This window comes from Cobetia sp. L2A1 (assembly GCF_009796845.1).
Lineage (GTDB): Bacteria > Pseudomonadota > Gammaproteobacteria > Pseudomonadales > Halomonadaceae > Cobetia.
The window spans coordinates 1,708,229-1,733,956 of sequence record NZ_CP047025.1 but is presented as its reverse complement, the minus strand read 5'-3'; the positions used below and the strand labels follow the sequence as shown (position 1 = coordinate 1,733,956).

22 protein-coding genes are annotated in these 25,728 nt (G+C 57.4%); 10 read left to right on the top strand and 12 right to left on the bottom strand.

What is annotated here, in order from left to right; translation table 11 throughout:
* Nucleotides 1-272: 272 nt before the first annotated feature.
* On the top strand, nucleotides 273-1,439 hold the full coding sequence (locus GQR90_RS07555) for an alpha-hydroxy acid oxidase (protein WP_158773561.1): 1,167 nt from the start codon (nucleotides 273-275) through the stop codon (nucleotides 1,437-1,439).
* 16 nt (nucleotides 1,440-1,455) lie between these two features.
* Here GQR90_RS07555 and GQR90_RS07550 read toward each other — a convergent pair whose 3' ends face one another.
* Nucleotides 1,456-2,889 (bottom strand): NAD(P)/FAD-dependent oxidoreductase, encoded by a 1,434-nt coding sequence (locus GQR90_RS07550; protein WP_158773560.1) that lies wholly within the window; start codon nucleotides 2,887-2,889, stop codon nucleotides 1,456-1,458.
* A gap of 287 nt (nucleotides 2,890-3,176) precedes the next feature.
* Here GQR90_RS07550 and GQR90_RS07545 point away from each other — a divergent pair, with 287 nt between their 5' ends.
* Complete coding sequence (locus tag GQR90_RS07545; protein WP_158773559.1) at nucleotides 3,177-3,962, top strand: FadR/GntR family transcriptional regulator; 786 nt, start codon at nucleotides 3,177-3,179, stop codon at nucleotides 3,960-3,962.
* Nucleotides 3,963-4,096: 134 nt separating this feature from the next.
* A complete protein-coding gene (locus GQR90_RS07540) occupies nucleotides 4,097-5,380 on the top strand; it encodes a Zn-dependent hydrolase (RefSeq protein WP_158773558.1) in 1,284 nt (427 codons plus the stop codon).
* A 131-nt stretch (nucleotides 5,381-5,511) separates the two neighbouring features.
* Here the strand turns inward: GQR90_RS07540 and GQR90_RS07535 are convergent, their stop codons facing one another.
* From GQR90_RS07535 to GQR90_RS07515, 5 genes are all read right to left on the bottom strand, one after another.
* Entirely contained in the window at nucleotides 5,512-6,198 is a 687-nt protein-coding gene (locus GQR90_RS07535; RefSeq protein WP_158773557.1) for a fumarylacetoacetate hydrolase family protein, read from the bottom strand.
* A gap of 172 nt (nucleotides 6,199-6,370) precedes the next feature.
* Nucleotides 6,371-7,123 carry an ABC transporter permease gene (locus GQR90_RS07530; protein ID WP_158773556.1) on the bottom strand — a complete coding sequence of 251 codons (753 nt, stop codon included), beginning with the start codon at nucleotides 7,121-7,123 and terminating at the stop codon, nucleotides 6,371-6,373.
* A 10-nt stretch (nucleotides 7,124-7,133) separates the two neighbouring features.
* Nucleotides 7,134-7,976: an ABC transporter ATP-binding protein gene (locus GQR90_RS07525; RefSeq protein WP_199269492.1), complete on the bottom strand. Its 843-nt coding sequence runs from the start codon at nucleotides 7,974-7,976 to the stop codon at nucleotides 7,134-7,136.
* Complete coding sequence (locus GQR90_RS07520; protein WP_158773555.1) at nucleotides 7,973-8,734, bottom strand: ABC transporter permease; 762 nt, start codon at nucleotides 8,732-8,734, stop codon at nucleotides 7,973-7,975. Before GQR90_RS07520 ends, GQR90_RS07525 begins: the two co-directional genes overlap by 4 nt.
* 62 nt (nucleotides 8,735-8,796) lie before the next feature.
* The gene (locus GQR90_RS07515) at nucleotides 8,797-9,780 is read right to left on the bottom strand and encodes an ABC transporter substrate-binding protein (RefSeq protein WP_199269491.1); all 984 of its coding nucleotides are present in this window, start codon (nucleotides 9,778-9,780) and stop codon (nucleotides 8,797-8,799) included.
* Between the two features lie 476 nt (nucleotides 9,781-10,256).
* On the opposite strand from GQR90_RS07515, the gene GQR90_RS07510 reads away from it, so the two are divergent.
* The 5 genes from GQR90_RS07510 to GQR90_RS07490 all read left to right on the top strand — a co-directional run bounded on the left by GQR90_RS07510 (nucleotide 10,257) and on the right by GQR90_RS07490 (nucleotide 15,911).
* Nucleotides 10,257-10,970: a GntR family transcriptional regulator gene (locus tag GQR90_RS07510; RefSeq protein ID WP_158773554.1), complete on the top strand. Its 714-nt coding sequence runs from the start codon at nucleotides 10,257-10,259 to the stop codon at nucleotides 10,968-10,970.
* 345 nt (nucleotides 10,971-11,315) lie between these two features.
* Entirely contained in the window at nucleotides 11,316-12,260 is a 945-nt protein-coding gene (locus GQR90_RS07505; protein WP_158773553.1) for a TAXI family TRAP transporter solute-binding subunit, read from the top strand.
* 102 nt (nucleotides 12,261-12,362) lie between these two features.
* Nucleotides 12,363-14,249, top strand: coding sequence for a TRAP transporter permease (locus GQR90_RS07500; RefSeq protein WP_199269490.1), 1,887 nt, complete (start codon nucleotides 12,363-12,365; stop codon nucleotides 14,247-14,249).
* Nucleotides 14,250-14,301: 52 nt separating this feature from the next.
* A complete protein-coding gene (locus tag GQR90_RS07495; protein ID WP_158773551.1) occupies nucleotides 14,302-14,883 on the top strand; it encodes a cupin domain-containing protein in 582 nt (193 codons plus the stop codon).
* A 164-nt stretch (nucleotides 14,884-15,047) separates the two neighbouring features.
* The gene (locus GQR90_RS07490; RefSeq protein WP_158773550.1) at nucleotides 15,048-15,911 is read left to right on the top strand and encodes a fumarylacetoacetate hydrolase family protein; all 864 of its coding nucleotides are present in this window, start codon (nucleotides 15,048-15,050) and stop codon (nucleotides 15,909-15,911) included.
* Between the two features lie 101 nt (nucleotides 15,912-16,012).
* Here the strand turns inward: GQR90_RS07490 and GQR90_RS07485 are convergent, their stop codons facing one another.
* The 6 genes from GQR90_RS07485 to GQR90_RS07460 form a co-directional block, all read right to left on the bottom strand.
* A complete protein-coding gene (locus GQR90_RS07485) occupies nucleotides 16,013-16,762 on the bottom strand; it encodes a M15 family metallopeptidase (RefSeq protein ID WP_233266477.1) in 750 nt (249 codons plus the stop codon).
* Nucleotides 16,763-16,779: 17 nt separating this feature from the next.
* Complete coding sequence (locus GQR90_RS07480) at nucleotides 16,780-18,057, bottom strand: TRAP transporter large permease (RefSeq protein ID WP_158773549.1); 1,278 nt, start codon at nucleotides 18,055-18,057, stop codon at nucleotides 16,780-16,782.
* Nucleotides 18,054-18,689, bottom strand: coding sequence for a TRAP transporter small permease (locus GQR90_RS07475; RefSeq protein WP_233266476.1), 636 nt, complete (start codon nucleotides 18,687-18,689; stop codon nucleotides 18,054-18,056). The genes GQR90_RS07480 and GQR90_RS07475 overlap by 4 nt, the downstream gene beginning before the upstream one ends.
* Before the next feature lie 75 nt (nucleotides 18,690-18,764).
* Nucleotides 18,765-19,790 (bottom strand): TRAP transporter substrate-binding protein DctP, encoded by a 1,026-nt coding sequence (dctP, locus tag GQR90_RS07470; RefSeq protein ID WP_158773548.1) that lies wholly within the window; start codon nucleotides 19,788-19,790, stop codon nucleotides 18,765-18,767.
* Nucleotides 19,791-20,066: 276 nt separating this feature from the next.
* Nucleotides 20,067-20,942, bottom strand: a complete 876-nt coding sequence (locus GQR90_RS07465; RefSeq protein WP_158773547.1) for an MBL fold metallo-hydrolase — start codon at nucleotides 20,940-20,942, stop codon at nucleotides 20,067-20,069.
* Between the two features lie 315 nt (nucleotides 20,943-21,257).
* Nucleotides 21,258-22,187 carry a LysR family transcriptional regulator gene (locus GQR90_RS07460; protein ID WP_158773546.1) on the bottom strand — a complete coding sequence of 310 codons (930 nt, stop codon included), beginning with the start codon at nucleotides 22,185-22,187 and terminating at the stop codon, nucleotides 21,258-21,260.
* A 481-nt stretch (nucleotides 22,188-22,668) separates the two neighbouring features.
* Here GQR90_RS07460 and GQR90_RS07455 point away from each other — a divergent pair, with 481 nt between their 5' ends.
* Nucleotides 22,669-23,571, top strand: a complete 903-nt coding sequence (locus GQR90_RS07455; protein ID WP_158773545.1) for a LysR family transcriptional regulator — start codon at nucleotides 22,669-22,671, stop codon at nucleotides 23,569-23,571.
* Between the two features lie 50 nt (nucleotides 23,572-23,621).
* On the top strand, nucleotides 23,622-25,358 hold the full coding sequence (gene dld / locus GQR90_RS07450) for a D-lactate dehydrogenase (protein ID WP_233266475.1): 1,737 nt from the start codon (nucleotides 23,622-23,624) through the stop codon (nucleotides 25,356-25,358).
* Nucleotides 25,359-25,728: the final 370 nt, after the last annotated feature.

Sequence of the window (25,728 nt, the reverse complement as noted above, 5' to 3'; positions counted from 1 at the left end):
GCGCAATCAGGCTAAACGGGGCTCGATGAAAGACGCGATAACGCCCCCATGCATCATTCTCAGCAATAGACGCCTGAAAGATCATCTGCCTGCCGCCCTCCGGCAGGCGAAATGATGCATAAGTAGACGTATCGCCAATAGCTCATGCTGGCTCCGGTAATAGACAGTGGGGCTGCCGATGCGTCTCGTCCGATGCTGACGCGGCGCTTTTACCACCCCGTTGAGCCTCAGATACCCTTTCACTCACGCTCTTGTCCTGGATGGAGTCATGAATGACCATCACCTGCATCAACGACCTGCAACGTCTGGCACGCCGCCGCGTCCCCAGGATGTTCTACGACTACGCAGACTCGGGTTCATGGACGGAAGGCACCTACCGTGCCAATGAAGCCGACTTTCAATCCATCGGATTTCGTCAGCGGGTGATGGTCGACATGGACAATCGCACCCTGCGCACCACGATGCTGGGCGAGGAAGTGGCCATGCCAGTGGCAATTGCCCCGACCGGGTTGACCGGCATGCAGCATGCCGATGGTGAGATGCTGGCCGCACGGGCCGCCGGCAATTTCGGCATTCCCTTCACCCTCTCGACCATGAGCATCTGCTCCATCGAGGATGTCGCTTCGGTCAGCACCCGGCCATTCTGGTTTCAGCTCTACGTGATGCGTGACAAGGACTACGTCGGCCGACTGATCGATCGTGCCAAGGCGGCCGAGTGCTCCGCACTGGTGCTGACTGCAGATCTTCAGATCATCGGTCAACGCCACAAGGATTTGATCAATGGGCTGAGCGTTCCACCGCGCCCGACCGTCGCCACTGCGCTGAACCTGGCCACCAAATGGCGCTGGTGTGCGGGCATGCTGAAAACGAAACGTCATAGCTTCGGCAATATCGCCGGTCACGTGAAGGACGCCGAGAACTTGAGTTCACTCTCGAAGTGGACCGCCAGCCAGTTCGACCCCAGCCTGAGCTGGGACGATATCAAGTGGATCAAGGATCGCTGGGGCGGCAAGCTGATCATCAAGGGCATTATGGATCCGGAAGATGCCGAGATGGCCGTGCAAGCCGGGGCAGATGCCGTGATCGTCTCCAATCACGGCGGGCGTCAGCTGGATGGGGCCGCGTCTTCCATCTCCGCGCTGCCGGATATTCTCGCAGCGGTCGGCGACAGGACCGAGGTCCACATGGATGGGGGTATCCGCTCAGGGCAGGATGTCCTCAAGGCCATTGCGATGGGAGCCAAGGGGGTCTATCTGGGACGTGCCTTCCTGTATGGACTGGGTGCCATGGGCGAGGAAGGCGTGACTCGGACACTCGAGATCATCCACAAGGAACTCGACACTACGCTGGCGCTCTGTGGCTTGCGTGACATTCATGATGTGGATACGCGCATTCTCAGACCAGGCACCTACCCGCTACCGGGCGTCACCTGGCGCTGAGAAGCAGAGCGACGCCTCAATGCACTTTGAGGCGCGGGCTCAGCGTGCGGCGGAAGGCATCACTGACGGCTTCCGCCGTCCCCTTGACGGGGCCCAGCAGCACGAACTGGTGCTGACGTTGCAGGCCATGATACGCCGCACGGGCGAAACGCCCGCGGACTTGCAGATCATCATGGCCCTGGCCTGAGAATCTGTCGGTGAGCTTCCCGGTCAGCTCGCCGACGCTGCCCGCCGCGCCCAACGACAGCAAGGTGCCCTTGTCATCAAAGACGAATTCACGCGGGGCTTCGCCCTTCAGTCGACGCGGGAGCTCCTCGGCGAGAAATTCAGCCTGCTCACTCGCGACCTGCGCGGTAGGCGGTACCGGTGAGTTCTCGATGCAGGAGCAGTCGCCCAGTGCGAAGATGGCGTCCTGTTCGAGACATTGCAGGCCGTTGGTGACGCTCCATTGTCGCTTCTTGTTGCTCGCGAGCGCCTCGATACGCTCCACGATGGGAGGGCCGACTCGCCCTGCGGCCCAGATCACCAGGTCAGACGCAAAGATGCTTTCGGATGTCTCATCACCCTCCTGCGCTGCTGTCTTGACCTGATCCGGTGTCACGGCAGACACCTGACACGACAGTTCGATGCGAATCCCGGCCGCGACCAGGCGTTGATGTATCGCCTCGCGCAGTGTCTCGGACACCCCGGGCATGAAGGTCTCTGTCGCCTCCAGAATCGTGATTTCCACCTCGTTGTCCCCGTGGGCCGGCGCTTCCAATGCACTATGCGCCCCACTCGCCAGATAGGCGGCAAGCTCCACCCCGGTCGCGCCGGACCCCACGATCACCACGCGATACGGCGTATTGACTGCTGCCTGAGTCGATTCATCCGTTTCGCCGGCAGTTTCACAGACGCTCATGCCGTGTCTGACGTGATGCGCCAGCAGACCCCGCGAGTAGCGCTCAGCAATGCGCTCTGCATCCTCAGGCGTGTCCAGTAGACAGGCATGCTCCAGCACACCTTCAACGCCCATGTCGGGCGTCACGCCGCCAAGCGCCAACACCAGTTGCCGATAGTCCAGTACGCGAGACGGCACCTCGATCCTGGTGTCTTGTGGCAGGGCACGAGACTGGCCGTCTATTGAGCACTCGCTGATAGGGCCATGGATAGAGGCAAGCGTGATCTGCTGATGCTCCACATCGATCGACTCGAGCGTGCCGCATTCAAAACGAAAGCCCCAGGTCTCCGCCAAGCCGGCATAACCCAGTGCATCGACGTGACGACGCCCCAATCCTGCGGCGACTTCATGCAACCTGGGCTTCCAGACATGCGTGGTCTGTCGGTCCACCAGCACCACGTCGTCATGGCCAGCCCTGGCCAGTCGGACCGCCAACTCAAGACCGCCAGCACCACCCCCGACGATGACAATACGAGCACCAGGGGTGGATATGAGAGATTGCTTGTCCATGCTACCTCCTTGCGATTGCGGAAAGGCGCGCGATTGAGATCGTTTCAGTGCGATCTCCCGCACTGCAACATGAACGCGACCTCGAACTCAACCCATCTCAATTAGCATAGACTCATAAATTGACTTCAGTGGTGAAGGTAGCGAACAGTCGAGAGCAATTCAGAAAGCGATGATCACCGCAAGCTTCAGTGCCATGAGGCAGTCAGCGGTAGTTGACAGCTTCACGTAGGGCGACTAAATCTTATTTATACGAATAAATAGATTGATAGACCCTTTCAGGACACACCATGCCGCCAATCTCTTCACAGGCACCCTCCCTCTCGGGAGCGCCACGCCGCCAGAAACTGGCCGAATTGATCAGTGATGATCTGCGGCGCTCCATCGTGCGCGATGGTTTGAGCGAGGGCGATCGCCTGCCCAACGAGAAAGCACTGATGGCGCTTTATGGCTGCGCCAAGGGGACTCTGCGCGAGGCGCTGATGATTCTGGAAGTCGAGGGCCTGATCACCCTCAAGACCGGCCCCAATGGGGGCGCCATTCTGAATGCGCCAGGCATGGAACCCGCCAGCCGCATGCTGCGAAGTTTTCTGCACTTCAAGACATTGAATGGAGCACAGGTCTATCAGCTGCGACGCTTACTGGAGGTCGAGATGGCCGCCTCGGTGGTGGGCCTGCTCAGTGAGGATGACTTCACCGCGCTTGAGTACAACGTCGGTGAATGCAGCTGCCATCCTCATGAAGAGGAAGACCAACGTCGGCAGCGTTTCCTGGAACTGGAATTTCATCAGGTGCTGGCACGCGCCTGCCCCAACCCGCTATTGAGCTTCATGTGCCAGTTCCTCAATGACATGCTGCATGAGCTGGTCGTGATCAAGAAGGCCTACCTGCCGGAGCGCAAGCAGTTCGATCAAGCCAATCAGCATTATCACGGTGAACTGATCACTGCCTTTCGAGATGAGAACACCGAGCGGGTCCGCCAGCTGATGACAGAACACATGCGAGACGCCGAGCACCACATGACGGCGCTGGAGATGGAAATGGCCAGCCAGCTGCTGGTCACAGAGCAACGGTAAGCCAACGACTCCCAGAGGATTTAGCCTCTCGAAGCTTCAATCTCTCGAACCTCGAGCTTCATGGGTATCGCTGCCACAGCAGGATTACCCCTCAATTCCATGGCGACACATCAACAATAACAAGAGGAAGACCGATGACGACGGCACAACAGGACAAGACGCAAACCAATGCATTGACCGAGCTGCGCACCGACAGCGATCGACTGTGGCAATCCTTGATGACGCTGGCCAAGCTGGGCGCCACACCCAAGGGGGGCGTCAATCGCCAGGCGCTGACCGAGCTTGATCGCCAGGCGCGCGATCTCTTCATCGAGTGGTGCAAGGCCGAAGGTTGCACGATACGCATCGACGCCATCGGCAACATCTTTGCCCGCCGCGCCGGCACGGAGCCCGACGCCCCCGCCGTGATGACAGGTAGCCACATCGATACTCAACCGACTGGCGGCAAGTTCGATGGCTGCTTCGGGGTGATGGCTGGGCTTGAGGTATTGCGTAGCCTCAACCAATACGGCATCAAGACGCGCTGTCCGGTCGAGGTCGTTGTCTGGACCAACGAGGAAGGCTGTCGCTTCGCCCCCTGCATGATGGGCTCCGGTGTTCATACCGGCCAACTGTCACTGCACGAGATGCTCGCGCAAAAGGACACCGACGGCGTGACCGCGGGCGAAGCGCTCGATGCCATCGGTTATCGTGGCAATGATGAGGTGTCGCGCGAGAACGTGCGCGCCTTCTTCGAAAGCCATATCGAGCAGGGGCCGATTCTGGAAGATGAGGAGACCACCATCGGCGTGGTGATGGGGGCGCTGGGTCAGCGCTGGTTCGACCTGACGTTGACCGGCCAGGAAGCTCACGCTGGTCCGACGCCCATGACACTGCGCCAGGATGCCATGCTCGGCGCCGCCGAGATCACCGTGGCCGTCAACCGTATCGCCATGGATCACCAACCGCATGGTCGTGGCACCGTGGGAATGATGCAGGTCTATCCCGGCTCACGAAACGTCATTCCGGGCCAGGTCAACATGACCATCGACCTGCGCTCACTGGAACCGGACTCCCTCACCGCCATGGCAGAAGAGCTCAAGCAGATCGTCCAGGACGTCAGCCAACGCCATCGTCTGAGTGCAGAATTGACCCCGACTGCGGACTTCGTGCCGGAACATTTCGCCGACAACTGCGTCACGGCCGTGCGCAATGCGGCGAGTCAGCTGGGCTATTCCCATCGCGATATCGTTAGTGGTGCGGGCCATGACGCCATCTTCATGGGCCGCATTGCGCCAGCAGGCATGATCTTCGTGCCTTGTGAAGGCGGGATCAGCCACAACGAGATCGAAAATGCCGCGCCGGCTGATCTGCACGCAGGCTGCAACGTCCTCTTCCACGCGATGCTGGATCAAGCTGAAATCGTGAGCCAGAGCTGATCAGTCAGCATTGACGAGTCAGAGACCCTACGGCCAGACACACTGAAAAAGCCCACCTGCGGATCACCGCAGGTGGGCTTTTCATCATTGCCTGACGATGGATGATCAGGATGGGCTATCACGATGGGCTATCACACCACCGTCACGACGAGTTCTCCCAGGCCTTCAACCGTGCCCACCATCACATCTCCCCGCTCGACCGGGCCCACGCCCGCCGGTGTTCCCGTCATGATCAGGTCCCCCGCCGCCAGAGTATAGAAGCGCGAGAGATAGGCAATCATCTCCGGCACCTTCCAGATCATCTGATCAAGGTCGCCTTCCTGGCGCAGCTCACCATTGACCGTCAGCGCGATACGCCCCTTGTCGAGATGGCCAGTGCGAGACACCGGGTGTATCGGACCCATTGGTGCTGAATGCTCGAACGCCTTGCCGATCTCCCACGGCCGTCCCATCTTCTTCATCTCACCCTGAAGATCACGCCGTGTCATGTCCAGCCCCAACGCGTAGCCATAAACATGTTCAAGCGCATTCTCGAGCGTGATATCGGAACCGCCACGCTTGAGTGCCACCACCAGTTCCATCTCGTGATGCACATCAGAGGTCTGCGGCGGGTACGGGAAGGTATCGACATTGCACACATTGTCGGGATTCTTCTGGAAGAAGAACGGCGGCTCGCGGTCCGGATCGTGCCCCATCTCGATGGCATGATCGGCATAGTTTCGGCCGATGCAGTAGACACGGCGGATAGGGAAGCGTTTCTCTTCACCGGCAACGGCAGCACTGATGACAGCATGAGGATTGATCACGTATTCATTCATTCTCGTAACGTCCTTTTTCGGAACCACTTTGTCGGAACCACTTTGACAGAATCACTTTGTCAGAGTGGCATGACGAGGGGCTGATGCCCGAGACGACATCGATGTACCCCATGCCTACGGTTGGCCGCGCAATACCCGTTCGCGGCATACATATCACCTGTTCACTGCCATATCATCTGTTAGCGGCATAGTAGGAGAATCGCCGTTCCAGCATCGAGAGCAACTCCGAGATGAGAAAGGCGAAGAAGAACAGCACCAGCAGAATCGCCCAGAAGGGTTCCATCAGGAAGTTGGCCGAATACAGTTCGAACAAGCGTCCGAAGCCAATGATCGAGACCAACAATTGCCCGATGATGACGCCTTTTATCGCTCTGACGAAGCCTATCCGAATGCCTGCCAGAATCTCCGGCAATGCCGCCCAGAAGTAGATCTTGTGGAAGGTCTGCCAAGGCGAGGCACCAAAGCAGCTGGCCATCTCGACAAGGGACAGTGAGATCTGCTTCACGCCCGCCCGTGCATCCAGCACGATGATCCAGATGGCAAACAGCACAGTGGTAATGATGACGGTCTTCTCGCCGATCCCGAACAGGATCATCAGTACCGGTACCAATGCGGTCAGCGGCGCACTCAGGAACATGTTCACCCAAGGCAACAACAGGCGATCAATCAATACCGACTGCCCCATCAGGATGCCCATCGGCACCCCGATCACGATGGCGATCCCGGTACCGATTGAAAAAGCCCGCGACGTCTCGCCCAGGGCGCTGAGGAAGGACGCCGTCGGTACGATCTCGGTCATCCGAACCAGGATGGAAGACAATGGCGGCAACAGCATGGTCAGGTGTAGCTGTCCGACGATCTCCCAGAGTACTGCCCATATCAACAGCGAGGACATCATCGGGAGTTGGAAGCCGAATATCTTCATGGTGCCCTCCTTATTCCACGTAATGGCGCAATGAGCTCCAGATACGCTCGACGGTATCCAGATAGGCAGGATCACGTCGCATGGCATCGGGATTGATGTCGCGTTTGATATCCGGCTTGATGATTTCCGAGACTCGGCTGGGGCGTGGCAGCAGCAGCGCGATCTTGTCGGAGATGTACACCGCTTCCTCAATGGAATGCGTCACCACGATGAAGGTCTTCTTCTCTTCATCGACCAGACGGATCATGTCTTCCTGGAACTTGCGACGCGTCTGCTCATCGACCGCCGAGAACGGCTCATCCATCAGCAGTACATCGGCATTCATTGCCAGCGCCCGCGCCAGGCCGGCTCGCTGACGCATTCCACCGGACAGCTCATGGGGGTAACTGTTCTCGAACCCCTTGAGCCCCACGGAGTTGATATAGCGCTCGGCAATGTCCTCACGCTCGCGACGATTGACTCCCTTGAGCTCCAACCCGAAGGCCACGTTACGCAGCACGGTCGCCCAGGGCAGCAAGGCAAAATCCTGAAAGACGAAGGCGCGGTCATCGCCTGGCTTGTCGACGACAAGCCCATTGACCACGACCTCTCCTGCACTGGCAGGTATCAAGCCCGCAATGATCTTCAACAATGTCGTCTTGCCGCAGCCCGACGGCCCCAACAATGAGGTCAGCTCGCCTTTCACGAATTCCAGCGTCATGTTGTCCAGTGCCTGCACACCGCCGGGATAGGTCTTTGAGACTCCCTTTACGGACACGGCCGATACGCTGTCCTTGATATCCATCACGATCGGCGGCATCGGGGCTGTTTCCTGCCTCATACTCGCCACATGGCTATTGAGTGCATTCATCATGAAACCCTCTTGTCTGGTCTGAACAGCGAATATTCGGCGCGCTCCAGCATCTCGAGAAACAGCACGGCGATCAGGATGATCGAGAAGATGGCGGCGTACATGGAGGGGTAATCAGCCTTGGACTGACTGAAGGTGATCAAGTCGCCGATACCGGTTGGCGTGATCAACAACTCCCCGAGAATGGCGCCGATGAAGCCCGCAGAGGCGCCCAGACGTAGCCCGGCAAAGATCAGCGGACTAGCAGAAGGGATGATGATCTTCATGATGATGTCGCGTGAACGCCCCTGGAATGAGGCACCCATTTCCGTCAGCGACACGGGCGTATGGCGCACTGCATTGAAGGCATTCAACACGATGACGGGCATCGACATGATGCACACGACCAACACCTTGGCCGTCAGGCCAATGCCATACGTCATGACCAGCAAGGGAATCAATGCTGCCAGCGGCGCCGATTGCAGCACGATGAAGATGGGAGCGCAGAACCACTCGACACTGCGGTTCAAGCCCATGGCGACGCCACTGCCCACTCCGAAGACACCGGAAATAAGCAGCCCTATCACCAGGGGTTTGAGTGTTTCAGGGTAAGCCTTGAGCATTGAGCCGTCGGTCAGCATCACATACAGGGCGCCCATCGTGTCCGTGAAGGTAGGAAAGGCTGGGCTGATCGGCACTCGGCCGGCAATCTCCCACGCGCTGAAGACGATCACGACGGAAAGCAGCTTCAGCGTTCGGGGATGTGTAAGGAATTCACGCATGGTGCCAAGTCTCCTGGGAGCTATCGGGAAAACATCTCATCTCGCGACGAGCCGCCTTGACGTTATTCACCCAACGACTGTCTGGCCTTTTCAAGCGGCCCCAGCTCCCAGAAATCCTCTATCTTCAATGTCTCGGCAGATCCTTCCAGCTGCCCCGCATGGGAAAAGAAGGCCAGATCACTGCGCGCGGCCTTCTCGCCACCACCCTCAGGATCAAACACGCCTGCCGCCACGGCTTCTGCGTAATAACTATCCACTTCCTCCAGCAATTCATGCGGCAAGTCTTCCAGCAAGCCGAAACGCTCGCGCTCCTTGTTGATGATGGTCGGGTCGGCCACCATCTCGCGCCAGGTCTTGAGCAGTGACTTCACCAGCAAGTCCACATCGTCTTCATGGCTTGCGACCCAATTACGATCCGCGAACAGCAATTCGTCACTGGCGGCATCCTTCAGGCCGGGCAGCACATGGAAGCGATCTCCTGCCTGCTTGAGAAGGAGATTCTTGTTGGCAAGGTCCACGATGGAGGCTTTCACCTGACCTCGAATCATGGCCACGATGCGATTTTCGGAACCCGGCACATAGGAACGATCACCGAGGGTGATGCCCTCCCGCTCCGCGATGATATCAACGATGGCCTCAGTCCCGGTGCCCCGCGCATGGAAGGTATAGGGCTGACCATCGAGGTCTTGCCAGGTCTTGTAGTCATTGGAGACCACCGGATAGAACACCAGCTTGGAGAGCTGGAAGAAGTTGCGCACCGGTATGTTGGATTTCTGGATGATCGAATATGGAGAGCCGATACCGACATCAATCTGACCACTGATCATCGCCTGAATGGCCAGCTCCTCCTTGGAGAAGGTCGTCAGTTCATACTCAAGCCCCTGCTCCTTGGCACGCTCCAGCGCCACCATGAAGGCCAGCGTCTCGACGGAGGCGACATCCCCCAGACCAATGCGGATCATGCCCGCTTCAGCATGTGCACTGAGTACCACCAGTCCGGCTGCGAGACTGGCCGAGGCTAATAACTGCTTCATTTTCAATGGCATGGATACACCTTTATTATCGTTGTTGTCTTGTCCATCAAGGAGGTGTCGAAACATGTGGCGTCATGTTTCGTTCATGGAACATAGGCAGCAGGTGCAGGCCATGCAAGCGATAAAATATTAAAAAACACATAAATATCGATTTTAACGACTAAAGAAGCACAAAATAGAGCTAGGCCTACCCGTCAGTTATCGCTGGCCTGGATGCCTTTGCAAGGCATGCTTGATCAGACGGATTGACACCCAAGTACGGCACTTTGCAAAAACATCTCCCTCGTTGATGCTTTCCTTGCCAATACCGTTGGAACCTGGGTTATTGGAATGAATGCAGCATTCAAGACCGGCAGGCCGCAAACCCTGTATTGCCATGAATAAACGCTCAATATCGATAATTTGATCTATAATCGGCTTTTAGCTGGGAATAACATTCTTCTGTACTGCCCATTTCGCCATGGGCATCAAGCACACAGGAATTCTTCATGCCCGATATCAACGTTAAAATACCTGCACACCCCAGTGAATTGGCATGCCCTGTCAGCTCTGAATCCATGACGAATCGGGTGTATCACCTACTGCGCAACGACATCATTTGCGGCGCTCTGCCGCCGGGAGAGAAGCTCAAGATTGAAGGGTTACGCAAACGCTATGATGTCGGTGCCAGCCCGATTCGAGAGGCTTTGAGCCTGCTGACGTCTGAACATTTCGTTGAACGTCTGGATCAGCGCGGCTTCCGTGTCTCGCAGGTCAGCTTGAAGGAACTCGATGAGCTGCTGAAAACGCGTTGCTGGCTGGAAGAGCGGGCCTTGCGCGAGTCAATCACCAACGGCGACAAGCACTGGGAAGAACAGATCGTGCTGGCAACGTATCGCCTCACACGGCTACCGCGCTCTGCCACCTCGGATCACTTCGAGACTAATGCAGACTGGGAAAGGCAGCATCGCGTCTATCACATGACCATCCTGTCAGCGTGTGGCTCATCGATATTGCTCAAGCTGTGCGAGCTGCTCTATGACCAGAATTATCGCTATCGTCAGCTGTCTGGCGTCGTGGCTTATCCCACCCGCGATATAAAGGTTGAGCATGAGGAACTCTCGGATGCCATCCTGGCGCGTGACGCTGATCTTGCGGTCTCACTGATGCTGAGCCACTACAATCACACCGGTGATTACCTCAAGGAAAGCCTGCCAGGCTGAACCAACAGGGCCCATATCTCACCACCAGCCATGATGCTTGAACGCCGCTGAGACATTTGTCTTAGCGGCGTTTTTCGTTTTATCGCTCGTCAGATATTCATCGCTAGCCGGCGTGATGTTGCTCTTGATGTCGTTTCTCGTCTCACCCTATCCCCCCTCATCTACTTATCGGTTTTCCTGCCTACCGCCCGATCTTTCCCACCCGCTTTCTCGCTTTCTCGCCGCTGGCGCTCTCTACAACTTTTGTCATAATTTTCGATATTTTTATAAAATATCGATTTTTTAAGTCTATGCTCGCAATGAATGCCTCATCACGCCAGATGATCATCCAGGAGCCAATACGCCATGACTGTGTCACGCCGATTACTGAGCACACTCACCCTCACGCTGGCGCTCGCTGCCTCCAGCGTTCAGGCCGAGAGCCTGCGTCTGGGGACAGCCTCATTGGGAGGAGCCTTCTATCCAATGGGTCAGGCCATCGCCAACCTCGTCAATGAACATGCCGGTAATGACATCAGCATGGTGCCAATCGTGACCGGCGGCTCTGTGGCCAACCCCAATCTTCTTGGACGTGGTGATGTTGAGCTTGCGCTGACCAACAACAATCTCGCCAAGCTGGCACTCGCGGGAGAAGGTCCTTACATGGCCGCCGGCCCCATCGAGATGGGCGCCGTGGCCGCCCTGCACCCTAGCGTGTTGCACATGATGGTGCTGGCAGATAGCGACATTCACAGCTTCAAGGACCTCAAGGGCAAGCGCGTTGCCGTAGGGCCCGCTGGCGGCGGCACTCTGGGCTTTCTCAACTACCTGTTTCCGCTCAATGACATGGAACTGGATGACATCACGCCCAGCTTCGTTTCCTACTCCGATGGTTTCAGTCAGCTGACCGATGGCACGGTCGACGCCGCCATGGCCTTGTCCGGCTATCCCGCCGGCGCCGTCATGCAGGCTGCCGCGGGCGCCAAATTGCGCTTCGTGAGCTTTGCGCCCGGCGATCTTCAGACCGCCATCGACAAGAATCCTGCCTACATGAAGGTCACGATTCCAGCAGATGTCTATGGCACCCAAGGCGATGGCGAGTTGATCGGGGTCTACAACATGTTGATTGCCCCGACCTCACTGGAGGCAGATACCGTCGAGCGCATCACTGCCGCGATCTTTGAACATCTGGAAGAGTTCCAGGCCGAAAATGCCAGCGCCCGCCAGATCGATCCCGCCATGAGCGAGCGCCTGGCCATCCCGCTGCATGAAGGCGCTAAACGCTATTTCGAACGGGCATCTCACCAGTGAGCTTTGCTGATAAGCCTCGCACCGTGAGCACTGCATCATGAGTGCTTCAGCACATGAGAATTCGCCGTTCATTCCCTCTCATCCATGGCCGGGACAAAAACAATGACCGCTCTCTCTCGCTGGGTGACGCCTCACTACGCGCTAGCCGTCGCCAGTTTCTCTCTCGGGGCCTTCCACCTGCTGATCGTCTCAGGCGTGCTGTCGATGTCGACACTCCCCATGCGCATCACGCATCTGATGCTGGCACTTTCACTGCTCTTTGCCCTCAAGCCGGTGACACAGAAACGGTCAGGGACTCGTCTCAACCTGGTGCTGAGTGGACTGTTGATTGCCGCCATGCTGGTGGCGAGCGGCTACCTGTTGACGCGCTGGAAAGCCATTGCCTTCAGCGGCGGCATGACCAACACCACCGATTTCTATGCCGGCATCGTTTTGGTGGCACTGGTCTTCGAGGCAGCGCGTCGGGGGGTGGGGCTGATTCTGGCGGGTATCACGTTGGTCTTCTTCCTGTATCCCTTCATCAGCCCATGGCTGCCGGGCGTACTGGAAGGACGTGGCGCAAGTCTTGAGCGCATCGTATTGGTGCTGACCACCGACACCAGCGGCATCTATGGCATTCCCATCGGGGTCGCCGCCACCTACATCATCGTGTTCACTATCTTCGGTGCCTTGCTCTCGAATCTGGGGGCTGGAGACTTCTTCTTCGAGTTGTCCTCACGTTGCACGCGAGGGATGCGCGCGGCCAGTGCCAAGTCCGCGGTGTTGTTCTCGACCCTCATCGGCATGGTCTCCGGCTCCGCGGCAGGCAATGTCGCCGTGACGGGCACCGTCACCATCCCGATGATGAAGCGAGAAGGTTATGCCCCCCATCAGGCAGCCGCCATCGAGGCGGTCGCCTCCACCGGCGGGCAGATCATGCCACCTGTCATGGGGGCCGCCGCCTTCATCATGGCCGAGATCGTCGGCGTGCCATACACCACCATCATGACGACCGCCCTGCTGCCGGCGCTGCTGTTCTTTGCCTCGGCCTTCGTGGTGGTACATCTGCGCGCGACCAAATCCGGGTTGGTCCCCGTGCGAACCGAGCTGAAAAACATGCGGCCGCTGCGCCAGGTGCTGATGTCGGGATTGCCGTATATCGCGACCTTCGCGACCCTCATTGCGCTGATGCTGATGAATTACTCGCCCTTCATGGCGTCCATGTGGGCCATGGTGGTATTGATCGTGCTGGTTGCCGTCGCTCGCCGCCAGCTGGATCTCGACTTCCTGAAGACACTGGCCAGCAGCGTCGCAGAAGGTGCGCGCGGTGCCGTCCCTCTTTCCGCAGCGTGCGCCGCAGCGGGCATCATTGCCGGCATCCTCGGCGTGACCGGCCTTGGTTCGAAGATCGCCATGCTCATCGACCTGGCCTCCGGCGGTTCGTTGTTGCTGGCGCTGGTGTTCACGATGATCGCCTCCATCGTACTGGGCATGGGACTTCCAACCACGGCGGCCTACCTGATTCTGGCCACCGTCGTGGCCCCCGCCCTCGTCCGCCTCGATGTGCCCGTGCTGACCGCACACTTCTTCGTCTTCTACTACGGCTGCATCTCGACCATTACCCCACCGGTGGCCCTGGCGGCCTATGTGGCAGGGGGAATCGCCGAGGCTGATGTCAACAAGGTCGGCTGGACCGCCGCCCTGTATGCCGCGACCAGTTTCGTATTGCCATTCGCCTTCGTATACGGTCCGGGACTGCTCATGCAGGGCAGCCTGATCGACAACAGCATGGCCATCATCACCAGCGTGATCGGCATCATCGCCATTGCCGCCGCCATCATCGGTTGCCTGGGCAATGACTTGACGCCCCTGCACCGTGCCCTCGCAGGCAGCGCCGGACTCTGCCTGCTGTTCCAAGGCTGGATCAGTGCAGCGATAGGTCTGCTGGTATTCCTTTGGCTGCTGCTGAATGACCGCAGACAGTCCCTCCTTCACTCCACCACGAGCTGATGGCAATCCATCAACTCGCCCCCGTAACTCTCTTCAAACAGGAGACAGCCACATGGCACAGACATTCCGACGCGTCGTCACAGGCCACGACAGGCACGGCAAGGCCATCATAGAATCGGACCAGACGGCGGACCAGTACCTGGAACGCCCGAACCGCCCCGGCGTCAGGCTGACCAACTTCTGGCTCTCGGACGGGACGCCTGCGGAATATGACGGCCCACTGGAAACCTGCACCGGACCGTTCATTCTTCATCCGCCTACTCATGGCAGCGTCTTCCGGTGTGTCGAGTTTCTGCCGGAAGACCCGGAGGTGCTGGCGACACTGGATGGTCCGGCGGCCTTCGCGGAGATGGGCGCCGGCGCCAATGTCGTCGCAGGCGCTCGCCACCCTTTCATGCATCGCACCGACTCGCTGGACTACGCCATGGTGATGTCCGGTGAGATCACCATGCTGATGGATGATGAAGAAGATGACGTTCTGCTCAAGGCTGGTGACGTCGTCGTCCAGCGTGGCACGAATCACGCCTGGTCAAATCGTGGCACTGAGCCCTGCGTGATCATGTTCGTGCTGATCGATGGCGTGACGCAGCGTGATGCCGCTGTGACAGATCAGAAAGGCATTCCACTGCGCTGATGAAAGACCGGTAAACAAGCATTTCCTTATCGCGATACCACGCAAACGCCCTTCAAAAGTGAATGCGTGCTTGAAAATAAAATCGATTTTTTATACCTATATGCTATCAATATCGCTATAACTGCTAGCACTACTCATGACACGCTGCTCTGGAGTCAAACGCCATGAAATTCCTCGTCGGTCAGACCCAACAAGGCACCACTGCCGTCCATGTCGTCGTCGGCGACACTGCCATCAACGTCAGCGAGCGTCTTCCGGAGGTCGGCGATGACCTCCTGCAGCTTGCCAGCCAACCGGAGCTGCTGGCGCGAGTGTCACAGGCCATCGAAGGGCAACCCGGCGTGGCGGTCGACAGCATCGTGCCGGCCATGCCGATCACTCGTCCGGGCGCGATCATCTGCCTGGGCCTCAACTATGTCGATCACATCAAGGAAGGCGGTTACGAGATTCCCACCTATCCGGCACTGTTCATGCGCAGCCGCAATTCGATGATGGCCGCTGGCGCGCCGATGGTCCGCCCGACCTGTTCTGAGCAACTGGATTATGAAGTCGAATTGATGGTCATCATCGGCCAGGGGGGACGTCATATCCGCGAAGAAGATGCACTGGCACATGTCTTCGCCTACACCGTGTTCAATGATGGCTCTGTGCGTAATTATCAGCGCAAGACGCACCAGTGGACGCCTGGCAAGAACTTCGATGATACCGGTGCCATCGGGCCTTTTTCGGTCACACCGGACGAGCTGCCGGAGGGCGCCGTCGGCCTGAAGATCGAAAGTCGTGTCGGCGATGAGATCCTGCAGAGTGCCAACACCGATGACATGCTGTGGTCCGTGGCACGCACCATTGCCATGGTGTCGGAATACACCACATTGGAACCGGGAGACTATCTGGCCATGGGCACCCCACCAGGTGTCGGCCACGCCAAGACTCCGCAGCGCTGGCTGATCCCCGGTGAAGTGGTGGAAGCCGAAATCGAAGGTATCGGCAACTGCAAGAGCCCCGTCATTGATGAGCGTGATCAATAACCCTCGGTTCTTGCCACTCTGATACCAAAAGCCCCGCCCGACATGACGTCGGGCGGGGCTTCTTGTCAAGGAGGCACATGCCTCATGGGAAACGGCACACCTTATCCCAGTGACCGCTTCCACAGACTTTCAATACTATCCATCTCCGCCGGGCCATAGAGGGCTTGGGATTCACCGCGGTACCAGGCCCAGAGTTGATCGCCGAAGTCGAAGTGCCACCATTCGCTGGGCAGGTTGGTGAAGCCGGCCTCGATCATGACGCGATATAGCAGTCGCCGGTTGTCGCGTGCCTCCAAAGTTTGCGAGTCGCTGGTCGGCGGATGACATTCGAAATAGTCGGTGTGTGAGATCGGCGTCGCTTCGTCAAACTGGGTCCCCATCTCCAGCATCAGTCCATCGGCATCACAGAGCGTGACATCCACGGCGCCTCCCGTAAGGTGTGGACTGGGGGCGTGTGGATCACGACTCGGCAACGACACGAACTCCCGCGTGCGCGCCAGCAACTGCGTTTCCTCCAGTTGCGGGTCATGACTCTTCAGCGACTGATATAGCGTCTCGAACAGATATTGCTGCACCCGCCAGGGACGCCAGCCATCCATCACGACCAGCGAGAGGCCGTCAGGCAGTGCACGCGCTGCTTGCAGCAAGCGCCGATACACCTCACGTCGCACCAGACATTCATTGACCGCGCCCGGGATACCCAGCCTGGCGTAGGCGGGATAGACCCGCAGGCAGGCAGGCGCAAGGCTGGTCGGCACCAGATCACTCTTGCATCCGGTGATGGGAATACTGCTTACCTGCGACCACTCCGGCTCGACCCGACTCGGAATGGGAGGGTTAGACGATGTCACACATGTAATCATTCACGTTATCCAGACAGGGTCGGCAACCACAGAGTCAGAGGGGGGAAGACAATCAGCATCAACAGGACCGCCACGGCGACCAATACGAAGGGCCAGATGGTACGAAACAACGAGGTGATCTCGAGCTTGCTGACCGCAGCCGCCACGAACACGCAGGCTCCCATGGGCGGTGTGATCAAGGCAATGGTGATATTGAGCGTGATGATGACACCAAGATGGATCGGATCAATGCCGGCCGCCATCGCCACCGGAACGAAGATGGGCGTCAACAGCATCAAGGCCGAGACTTCTTCCATGAACATGCCCGTGACGAAGGTGATCGCGCTCAACAGCAGCAGAATCAGGATCGGACTGTCCACGTAGGGTGCCAGCAGTGCCACGAATTGATTGGGAATCTGGGCATAGGACAGCAGCCAGCTGACGATGGACGATACCGCCATGATGACGAAGATGGCACTCGTCAGGCGGGCGGTGTCCTTGATGGCACCCCAGACGGCCTTCAGATTGAGCGGCCCCTGCCAGAGCCCGCACAGCAGGACATAGGCAACGATCAGCGCACCGGATTCCGTCGGTGTCACGATACCCAGCACGATGCCCGACACGATGATCACCGGGGCGACTAGCGCCGGCAGCGCGCCGAGAATGGCCGCGAACACCTCACGACGTGCCGGCGCCTGCCCCCGAGCCTGTAACCCATGACGACGTGCATACCAGGCATTCATCGCCATGAAGGCCACCGCCAGTACCAGTCCGGGTACGACACCGGCCAGAAACAGGCTGCCCACGGAGGTATTGGTCAGCGAGGCATAGAGGATCATGAAGATGCTGGGGGGGATGATCGGCCCGATCAGTGAGCTGCCCGCCGTCAAACCTGCCGCGAAGGATGTCGAATAGCCTTCCTTGCGCATGGCAGGCACCAGCAGCGAGCCCAGCGCAGAAGTATCCGCGACCGCTGAACCATTGACGCCGGCAAAGAACACGCTGGACACCACATTGACGTGCCCCATGCCACCGCGAAGATGGCCGACCATCAAACGTGCCAGGCGCATGAGACGTTCGGTCAGGCCGCTGATGTTCATCAGGTTGCCCGCGAGGATGAACAGCGGAATCGCCATCAGCGAGAAGGCATTGATGCCGCCAAAGAATTGCTGAGGCCCAAGGCGCTCCAGCATCGAGATATCGACGAACAGAAAGCCGGTCACCGCAGTGACGAGCAAGGACAGAAACAGCGGCAGGCCCAACAGCACGTGCACGACGAAGATGGCCAACATTGCCCAGATCATGTGCGTGGCTCCTGTGGAGTGTCGTCGAGCAACGAAAGCTTGTCGGAGCTATCTGCGCCTGTTGATTCACGAGACTCTTCAGCCTCAAGAGCGGGCTCATAGGCTTGCGAGGCCAGCGGACGCGGGCCATGAAGCAATACTTGCAGCGTCATCAGCGCAAATCCGATCGGCATGGAGAGCATCGGCAGCATGCGGCTGACGCCCAATCCCATGGTGCGGAACATGCTGGAAGACATGGCATAGTGCCAGGTCATCCAGGTGGCACCCACCATCAGCAGCAGTGTCAGCCACCATTGATAGTGGATCAGGACACGCGCCATGCGCGGAGCCAGACGACGCTCCAGCAGCGCGACGCGCATGTGCGCGCCCTCGACCCACACCGCTCCCAGCGCCAGCATCACGCTTGCGATGATGAGATAGCGAGTCAGTTCATCGACCCAGATCGGCGCGCCCCCCAAGATATAACGCATCACCACGCCATAGAGCATGATGATGACGGTAGAGGCCAGCAGAATGGCCGCCATCCCGAGCGTGATTCGTCCAGACCAGTAAAGCGCACGTCCCCTGAACGTCGGGGCGTGCGAAGAAGAAAGAGAGTTCATGCGCAACAACCAGCAAGGAAGATGTGTCATTCCCGGCATCCCCTGCCGATGTCATTTTAACAGACTCAGCAAGCGATGCCGGGGCCTCAAAACAGCAGGCAAAGGTTATGCGGAGACGCCAGCATCCTTCATGGCCATCTCGATCAGTTCTGGCGCGATGTCCTGCCCTTTAAGCCATTGCAGATAGGCGGGCTGGCCCTTGGTGCGGAAGGCATCGATGTCTGCCTTGCTCGGACGGATGACTTCCATGCCCTGCTCTTCAAGTGACGTGATACGCGACTCGACCTGATTCTGGTTGTCTTCGCGCGCCTGGGCATTGGCTTCCTTCACAGCCTCGGTGAGTGCCGTGCGCTCATCGTCTGACAGGCTTTTCAGCAACTCACCATTGGCCAGCAGGAACTGATCCGAGTACTGGATATTGGCCAACGTCAGGTACTTCTGCACTTCTTGCAGGCTGCCCAGCAGGATGTACATCGGCGGGTTCATCTGGCCATCGGCGACGCCAGTACGCAGCGCCATGTAGACCTCAGTCCAGGGAATAGGCGTACCCGAGGCACCGAATGCCTCATAGAGCGCGACCTGGCTTGGGTCCATCGCACGGAAGCGCAACCCGGTAAAATCAGCCGGCTGAGTGATCGGACGCGTGTTGTTGGTGAAGGCGAGGAAGCCCCCTTCCTCGACCACGGCCAGAATTTCGGCGCCGTTGGCACGCTCACTGAAGAGTGCCTGCACCTGCTTCCAGTAGTCGCCCTCATCAAAGAAGCGACGAGCAGCGGCAAAGTCCTCAAACATGAACGGCGTGGCGCTCACGTAGACTTCCGGCACGATGGGCGCCATGCCCGCGAAGGAGGCAATGTTGAGGCTCGGGGAGCTGATCACCTGCTCCATGCGTTCCTGCTCCTCGCCCAGCATGCTGTTGGGATACAGCTTGAGCTCCAGTTCTCCACCGGTTTTCTCCTCGACCAGCGACTTGAGATTGGTCGCGAAGACGTGCACCGCGTTTTTGTCGGCATCCGGCGCGCCGTTGTAACTCAGATTGATGGTCTGCGCCTGGACGCTGGCGGTCAACAAGCTCAAGGCAAGCGTTGAGCCTGCCAGGCTCTTGCGAAACAAGGAGGTGACTGTAGACATGAAGGTGTTCCCTTTATTGTTGTGATCGAGTGCTACGGGACGTCATTCACGCTTAACGCGTAACGAGGTAACCGTTCATCGACACTAGCGTTGACGCTGTAGACTAATCAATCTCCATGGTGTTGTTGTTTTGTCCACACTACTCTCGCATATGTGATTCTCTGCGATCAGAATCAACACGGCCCCATCAACCTGAGTTGAACGGGGCCGTGTTGGCTCAGTTGTTATTGTTCTCTCTCTTCCGTCAGCTGACAGCGTCTGGTGAAAGCCACCGGATCAATGCGTATGTTCACCAACCAGATCACTACGCCAGCCCATGCCTGATTCTTCCATCAGACGTTCATGCACGCCCTCGATATTGAGCCCGACCCAGGCGTCGTATTGCGGTAGATCACTCCAGGCCGAGAGATCAACATCCTGCTTGATCTGATCCAACGACTTGCCGGCCAGGATGCCGTCGGTCACCTGGGCATACAGTGACTCGAGATAGGCCAGATAGCGCTCGACATCCGCACGCGTGCCAACGTCAGCATGTCCGCCGACGAAGGTATCGAAATCATACTCGAGCACGGCGCGTGTCGAATTGATCATCCCCTGAATGTCGTAACTCCAGAGCTTCTGCCACGGCATCCGCCCCACCACGATCCAGTCGACCACGAACAGAGTCTTCTGCTGCTCAAACCGCATGCTGACAGAGCCGCGCCCGTCATTGGGGCCATGATAATTCAGTACCACCGTGTCTTCGCCCAGCGTGATCTTGAGTTCATCGTCAAAGACCACGTCCGGCACCACGGTCTTGGCTTGGGTATTGATGATGTCCTGCGCGGCAAGACGATGCGCGATGAAGGTGGTATCCGGGTTATCGAAGACCTCCGCCCCATAGATATGGTCACTGTGGTTATGGCTGTACACCACATATCTGACCGGGGTATCGAAACGCTCCTTGATCTCGTTGTTCAGCCAGGTGGCGGCCGCGTGATTCAGCGGGTCCGTCACCAGTGCTCCCTGGTCCGTGATCAGAAAGACCGAGCGATGGCGATCATCGATGAAGCGATACAGGCGATCACCCAGCGGCTCGATCTCATAAGCTTGAGCACTGATGGACAAGGGCAGCAGCACGAAGGCCATGGCCTTGCAAAGCGGTTTCAGCATCGAGAAAGTCCTCATATCCGGGAAGAGGAAAGCCGCGGGAACAGCAAGACGAATACCCCGTGAGAGCTCGGGCATATTCACTGCTCGCGCACCGATCAACTTGCATGACCGGCACCCACCACCTGTGTGGCGGACATTTTCCTGATACGAGGCGTTGGTAAGTCTGGATGCACTCTCATTACTGTATCCCTCGGCATAACGAGAATGCAGCGTTCGAATCCAAGTCAGCGTTCAGTGATCTCTGCACTGGTCCCCTCTGCATTGGCGACCTTCAGCACCTGAAACCTTCAGTCTTGGTGACAATCAATCTCCGCCTCACAGGCCTAGCAGGCGGGGCGCATCCGCGGTAAAGAAGCGCAATCCCTGCTGCAGATGTGCCAGACAGGCTTCCACGGCAACAGTCATGTCGCGCCCGTTACGTGTGCAAATCTGAGCCCGAGTGCTGGCCAGCGCCGGATGCTGCATCGCCAACAGACAGATATCCCCACGACGCAGCTCTTCCACCACGCTGAGCTCTGGCATGAAGGTCACGCCAATCCCGGAGCGCACGAAATTCTTGAGTACCGAGACGGAATTGGTGCGCAACTGGGCACGCAGGTTTACGCGCTCCTGCTGAGCGGCTTGGTTCACCATCTGCCGCATGCCGGTACATTCATCGATCAACGCCAGCGGATAATTCGCGACCTGTGCCAGCGTCAGCGGCTTGCCGATCTCCAGCAGTGGATGCGCTGATGGCACGATGAGATCCAGTGGCTGGCAGGTCTCCACATGACAGCACAGGATGGGGTCAACCGGTGGCGCATACAGCAAAGCAATATCGACCTCAAAGTCCCGCAACAGCTCAGTGGCCTCGTTGACTCCAGCCATACGCACCACCACCTCGATACCCGGATGACGGGCCATGAAGCTCTGCAAGGGCGCCGAGATCAAGTCCGCGATGAAACCCTCACCCACCGCGATGCGAACCTCACCAATGCGCAACCCCTGCAAGGCATTGAGCTGTGACAACGCCGCAGCCTCCGCCGCCTGTTGCCGGTGAAAATGATCCAGCAGCAGCAGGCCTGACTCGGTCGCTCGCATGCCAGTTTCGCTGCGCTCACACAGCGCCACGCCCACCTCCTCCTCCAGCTGCTTTATCTGGCGGCTGACAGCCGAAGGGTCGAGGTTGAGGTGCCGTGCGGCGCGGCGTAGCGAGCCACGGCGAATGATTTCATTCAGCGCGATCAGCGCTTTAGGATTGAGCATGAGAGGTACGAACCACTATCGGAAAACCCAGGGTTTTCTTGAGAATTTACATGGGGAAAGATACTGAAAAACGCCCACTTTCATACCAGGACCACTGGCCTGATAACGAAAAAGGAGCTGCATGGGCAGCTCCTTTAGTCGGTCATGCGATCAGCAATTGCCTTTCTTGGCTTGCCCAGGGGGGCAGAAATCACCACCTCCACTTTTGTGGTCATGATGGCCATCGCCGATTTCAATGATTGGCTCCGCATCGATCCTCGCCGGCGTATAACGACACCCAGCCATTACAACGGCGGTCAGCATCACTAGACTGACAATACGCACTGAAGACTTCATCATCATTCCTTTTCAAGCTAAAGGTCATCATTCTTGTCGACGCTCATTGTGCCCAAAAACGAGCCTCCGTGTACGCAAATATTCAACGAACGATCATCTAGCCATCGCTTGCCCTCGCACGTCTGTCTTTACAGGATCCCCTGTCATGTTCGATTTCAAGGAAATAGAAGCCTTTGTCTGGATCACGCGACTGGGATCATTTCGTCTGGCGGCTCAACATCTGCACCTGACCCAGCCCTCGATTTCCGAACGCATCAACAAGCTGGAAACGTCACTGGAAACCCGACTGCTGGAGCGCACACGGCGACCGGTGAAGCCCACTCCCAAGGGGCGTGAGTTCTATCGTCATGCCGAAGGGCTTCTCGAGGCACGCCAGAAGGCGCTTTCCAGCGTGAAGCTCAATGCCCCCTTTCAAGGCGTGCTCAGATTGGGCGTGGTCGAAACCGTGGCACACAGCTGGCTGCCGGATTTTCTTTCCGCGCTGGCGCATCGCTTCCCGGAACTCACCTTGGAACTTGAGGTCGACAGCTCTCCCGGTCTCGCCGCCATGTTGACTGCCGGCGATATAGACCTCGCCTTTCTGATGGGCCCCGTCACCGCCGAGAACGTCCTCAATCGTTTCCTGTGTCACTACACCATGGGCTTCGTGGTCAGTCCGACACTGGGCCTGAACGCGGACAACTTCTCACTACGCCGCCTGGGACACCTACCGCTGATCTCCTTTGCCCGCAACAGTCGCCCCTATCATGAGCTTGGCTCACTGCTGCACCAAATGGCGCTGGATAAGGTCAAACTGCACTGCTCGAGTTCGCTGTGGACCATCGTGCGCATGACACTGGATGGCCTGGGCGTCGGCGCCATCCCGCCGCGCATCGTGGCTGAGGAAATCCGCCAGGGCACCCTGCTCAGCCTGCCCTGCGAGCTACCCGAACTGACCTTCACCGCCTGCTGGCCAACTCATATGGAGAACGCACTGGCCGAGGGGGTCTGTGAGCTGGCCATCGAGATCGCACGGCAGGATCAGGATACACATACAGCACTTCCTTGAGCCCGCGCAGCGCCAGCGTCCCTTGTACGTTAGTCGAATGATCTTGTAGAGTGAAAACACGCTTTCAAAAGGTATTGACCGTGTCAAATGACAAACTGATAGAGCAACTAAATATTTTGCTAGGAGATGACAACGTACAAACCCAAAAGCGCAGTACTGAATATTACCGTAAAGGTTTTCGTTCTGGTTCTGGCGCTGCGCTGGCGGTCCTATTTCCCCATACGCTGACACAACTTTGGCAAGCCCTGCAGGTATGTGTGGAAGCTGATGTCATTATTATCATGCAAGCCGCGAAAACCGGTCTCACCGAGGGTTCAACACCTAGCGGCGAAGACTATGACCGTGACGTCGTTGTCATCAATACCTTGGCTATGAATGACATTGTACTGTTGAACTCAGGCGAGCAGGTCTTGAGCTTCCCCGGTGCGACATTGTTTTTATTGGAAAACACATTGAAGCCACTCAAGCGTGCACCTCACTCGGTCATTGGCTCGTCCAGCTTGGGGGCATCGATTGTAGGGGGGATATCCAATAACTCTGGTGGTGCTTTGGTCAAACGCGGCCCTGCATACACGGAAATGGCATTGTTTGCGCAGGTCACAGCAGAAGGCAAGTTAGAATTGGTCAATCATCTAGGGATTGATTTAGGTGAATCACCAGACGAGATGATCGCCAATCTGGAAAATGGCAACTTCACCAAGGAAGGCTTGTCAGACCACGGAAAGCAAGCTTCTGATCGTGAATATACTGACCGTATCCGTGACATTGATGCCGACACACCCGCGCGCTTCAACGCCGATAAACGCCGATTATATGAAGCCAGTGGTTGCGCTGGCAAATTAGCTGTCTTTGCCGTACGTCTGGACACCTTCCCTGTGGCGAAGGAAGAACAGACATTCTATATCGGTACGAATAATCCCGATGTATTAACTCGTTTACGTCGCCACATGTTGCAGAATTTTGAAAACATGCCAGACGTGGGTGAGTATATGCACCGGGACATGTTCAACATATCTGAAAAATACGGCAAGGATACGGTACTGACGATTCACTATCTAGGCACAGGTGTACTTCCAAAGTTATTTGCAATGAAAGGTCGTATGGATGCGACACTCGGTAAATGGTCGTTTTTACCAAGTCACATGAGTGATCGCATGATGCAACTGTTCAGTCGTGTATTCCCACAGCAGTTGCCGAAAAGGCTGTTGCAGTTCCGTGATGACTACGAACATCACTTGCTGCTCAAAATGACAGACGGTGGTATCGCAGAGGCTAAATCCTACCTCAAGTCCTTCTTTGAATTTGAAGAAAACGAAGGTGACTTCATTGTCTGTAGTCAAGATGAAGCCTCAAAAGCCTATCTCAATCGTTTTGCCGCAGCGGGTGCAGCAATGCGTTATGAAACGATTCACGATAAAGACGTAGGCGAAATACTGGCCTTGGATATTGCGTTGCGCCGAAATGATGACAACTGGGTAGAAGAGTTACCTGTAGCAATCAGCAGCCAGATCGAGCACGCCTTGTACTATGGCCACTTCATGTGTCATGTCTTCCATCAAGATTACATCTTGAAAAAGGGGGCTGATGCCAAGGCTGTAAAAGCAGCAATGCTTGAACTGCTGGACACTCGTGGTGCGAAATATCCGGCAGAACACAATGTAGGCCACTTATACAAGGCAGAGTCCGATCTGCAGGACTTCTACCGCACGCTTGACCCTACCAATACGTTCAACCCAGGCATTGGCAAGATGGACAAGTACAAGCGAAACTGTAATTGCTGTGCTTGAAAAAGATGTAATCAGGTGAGGGCTAATCGCACACCTTGCCTGATTGCTTGCCCGCTTTTTGGCTGCACAGTCAAGAGACGGGCAGTCAATACTATAAGCAAGTACCTTTCCTGAGTCCTCCACTTCACTGGCGACTCAACTCCGTCCAAGGCAGGCAATCTGGTAGCACATCGCCATACCTGTTCCTTGGCCTTGCGACAAATCTCTCCACTATTCGCTGCACGGAAGCAGGACTCCCTACATACGGCTACCCCTCTGGCGCAATGCCTCGGGTCCTGTCTTTATTACCTGCCAAGATTTGTCATGCCTGTCTCAGGCGCACCACACTCCAGACGCATCACACCGGCTAGCCTGATGGCTCCCTCGTGGC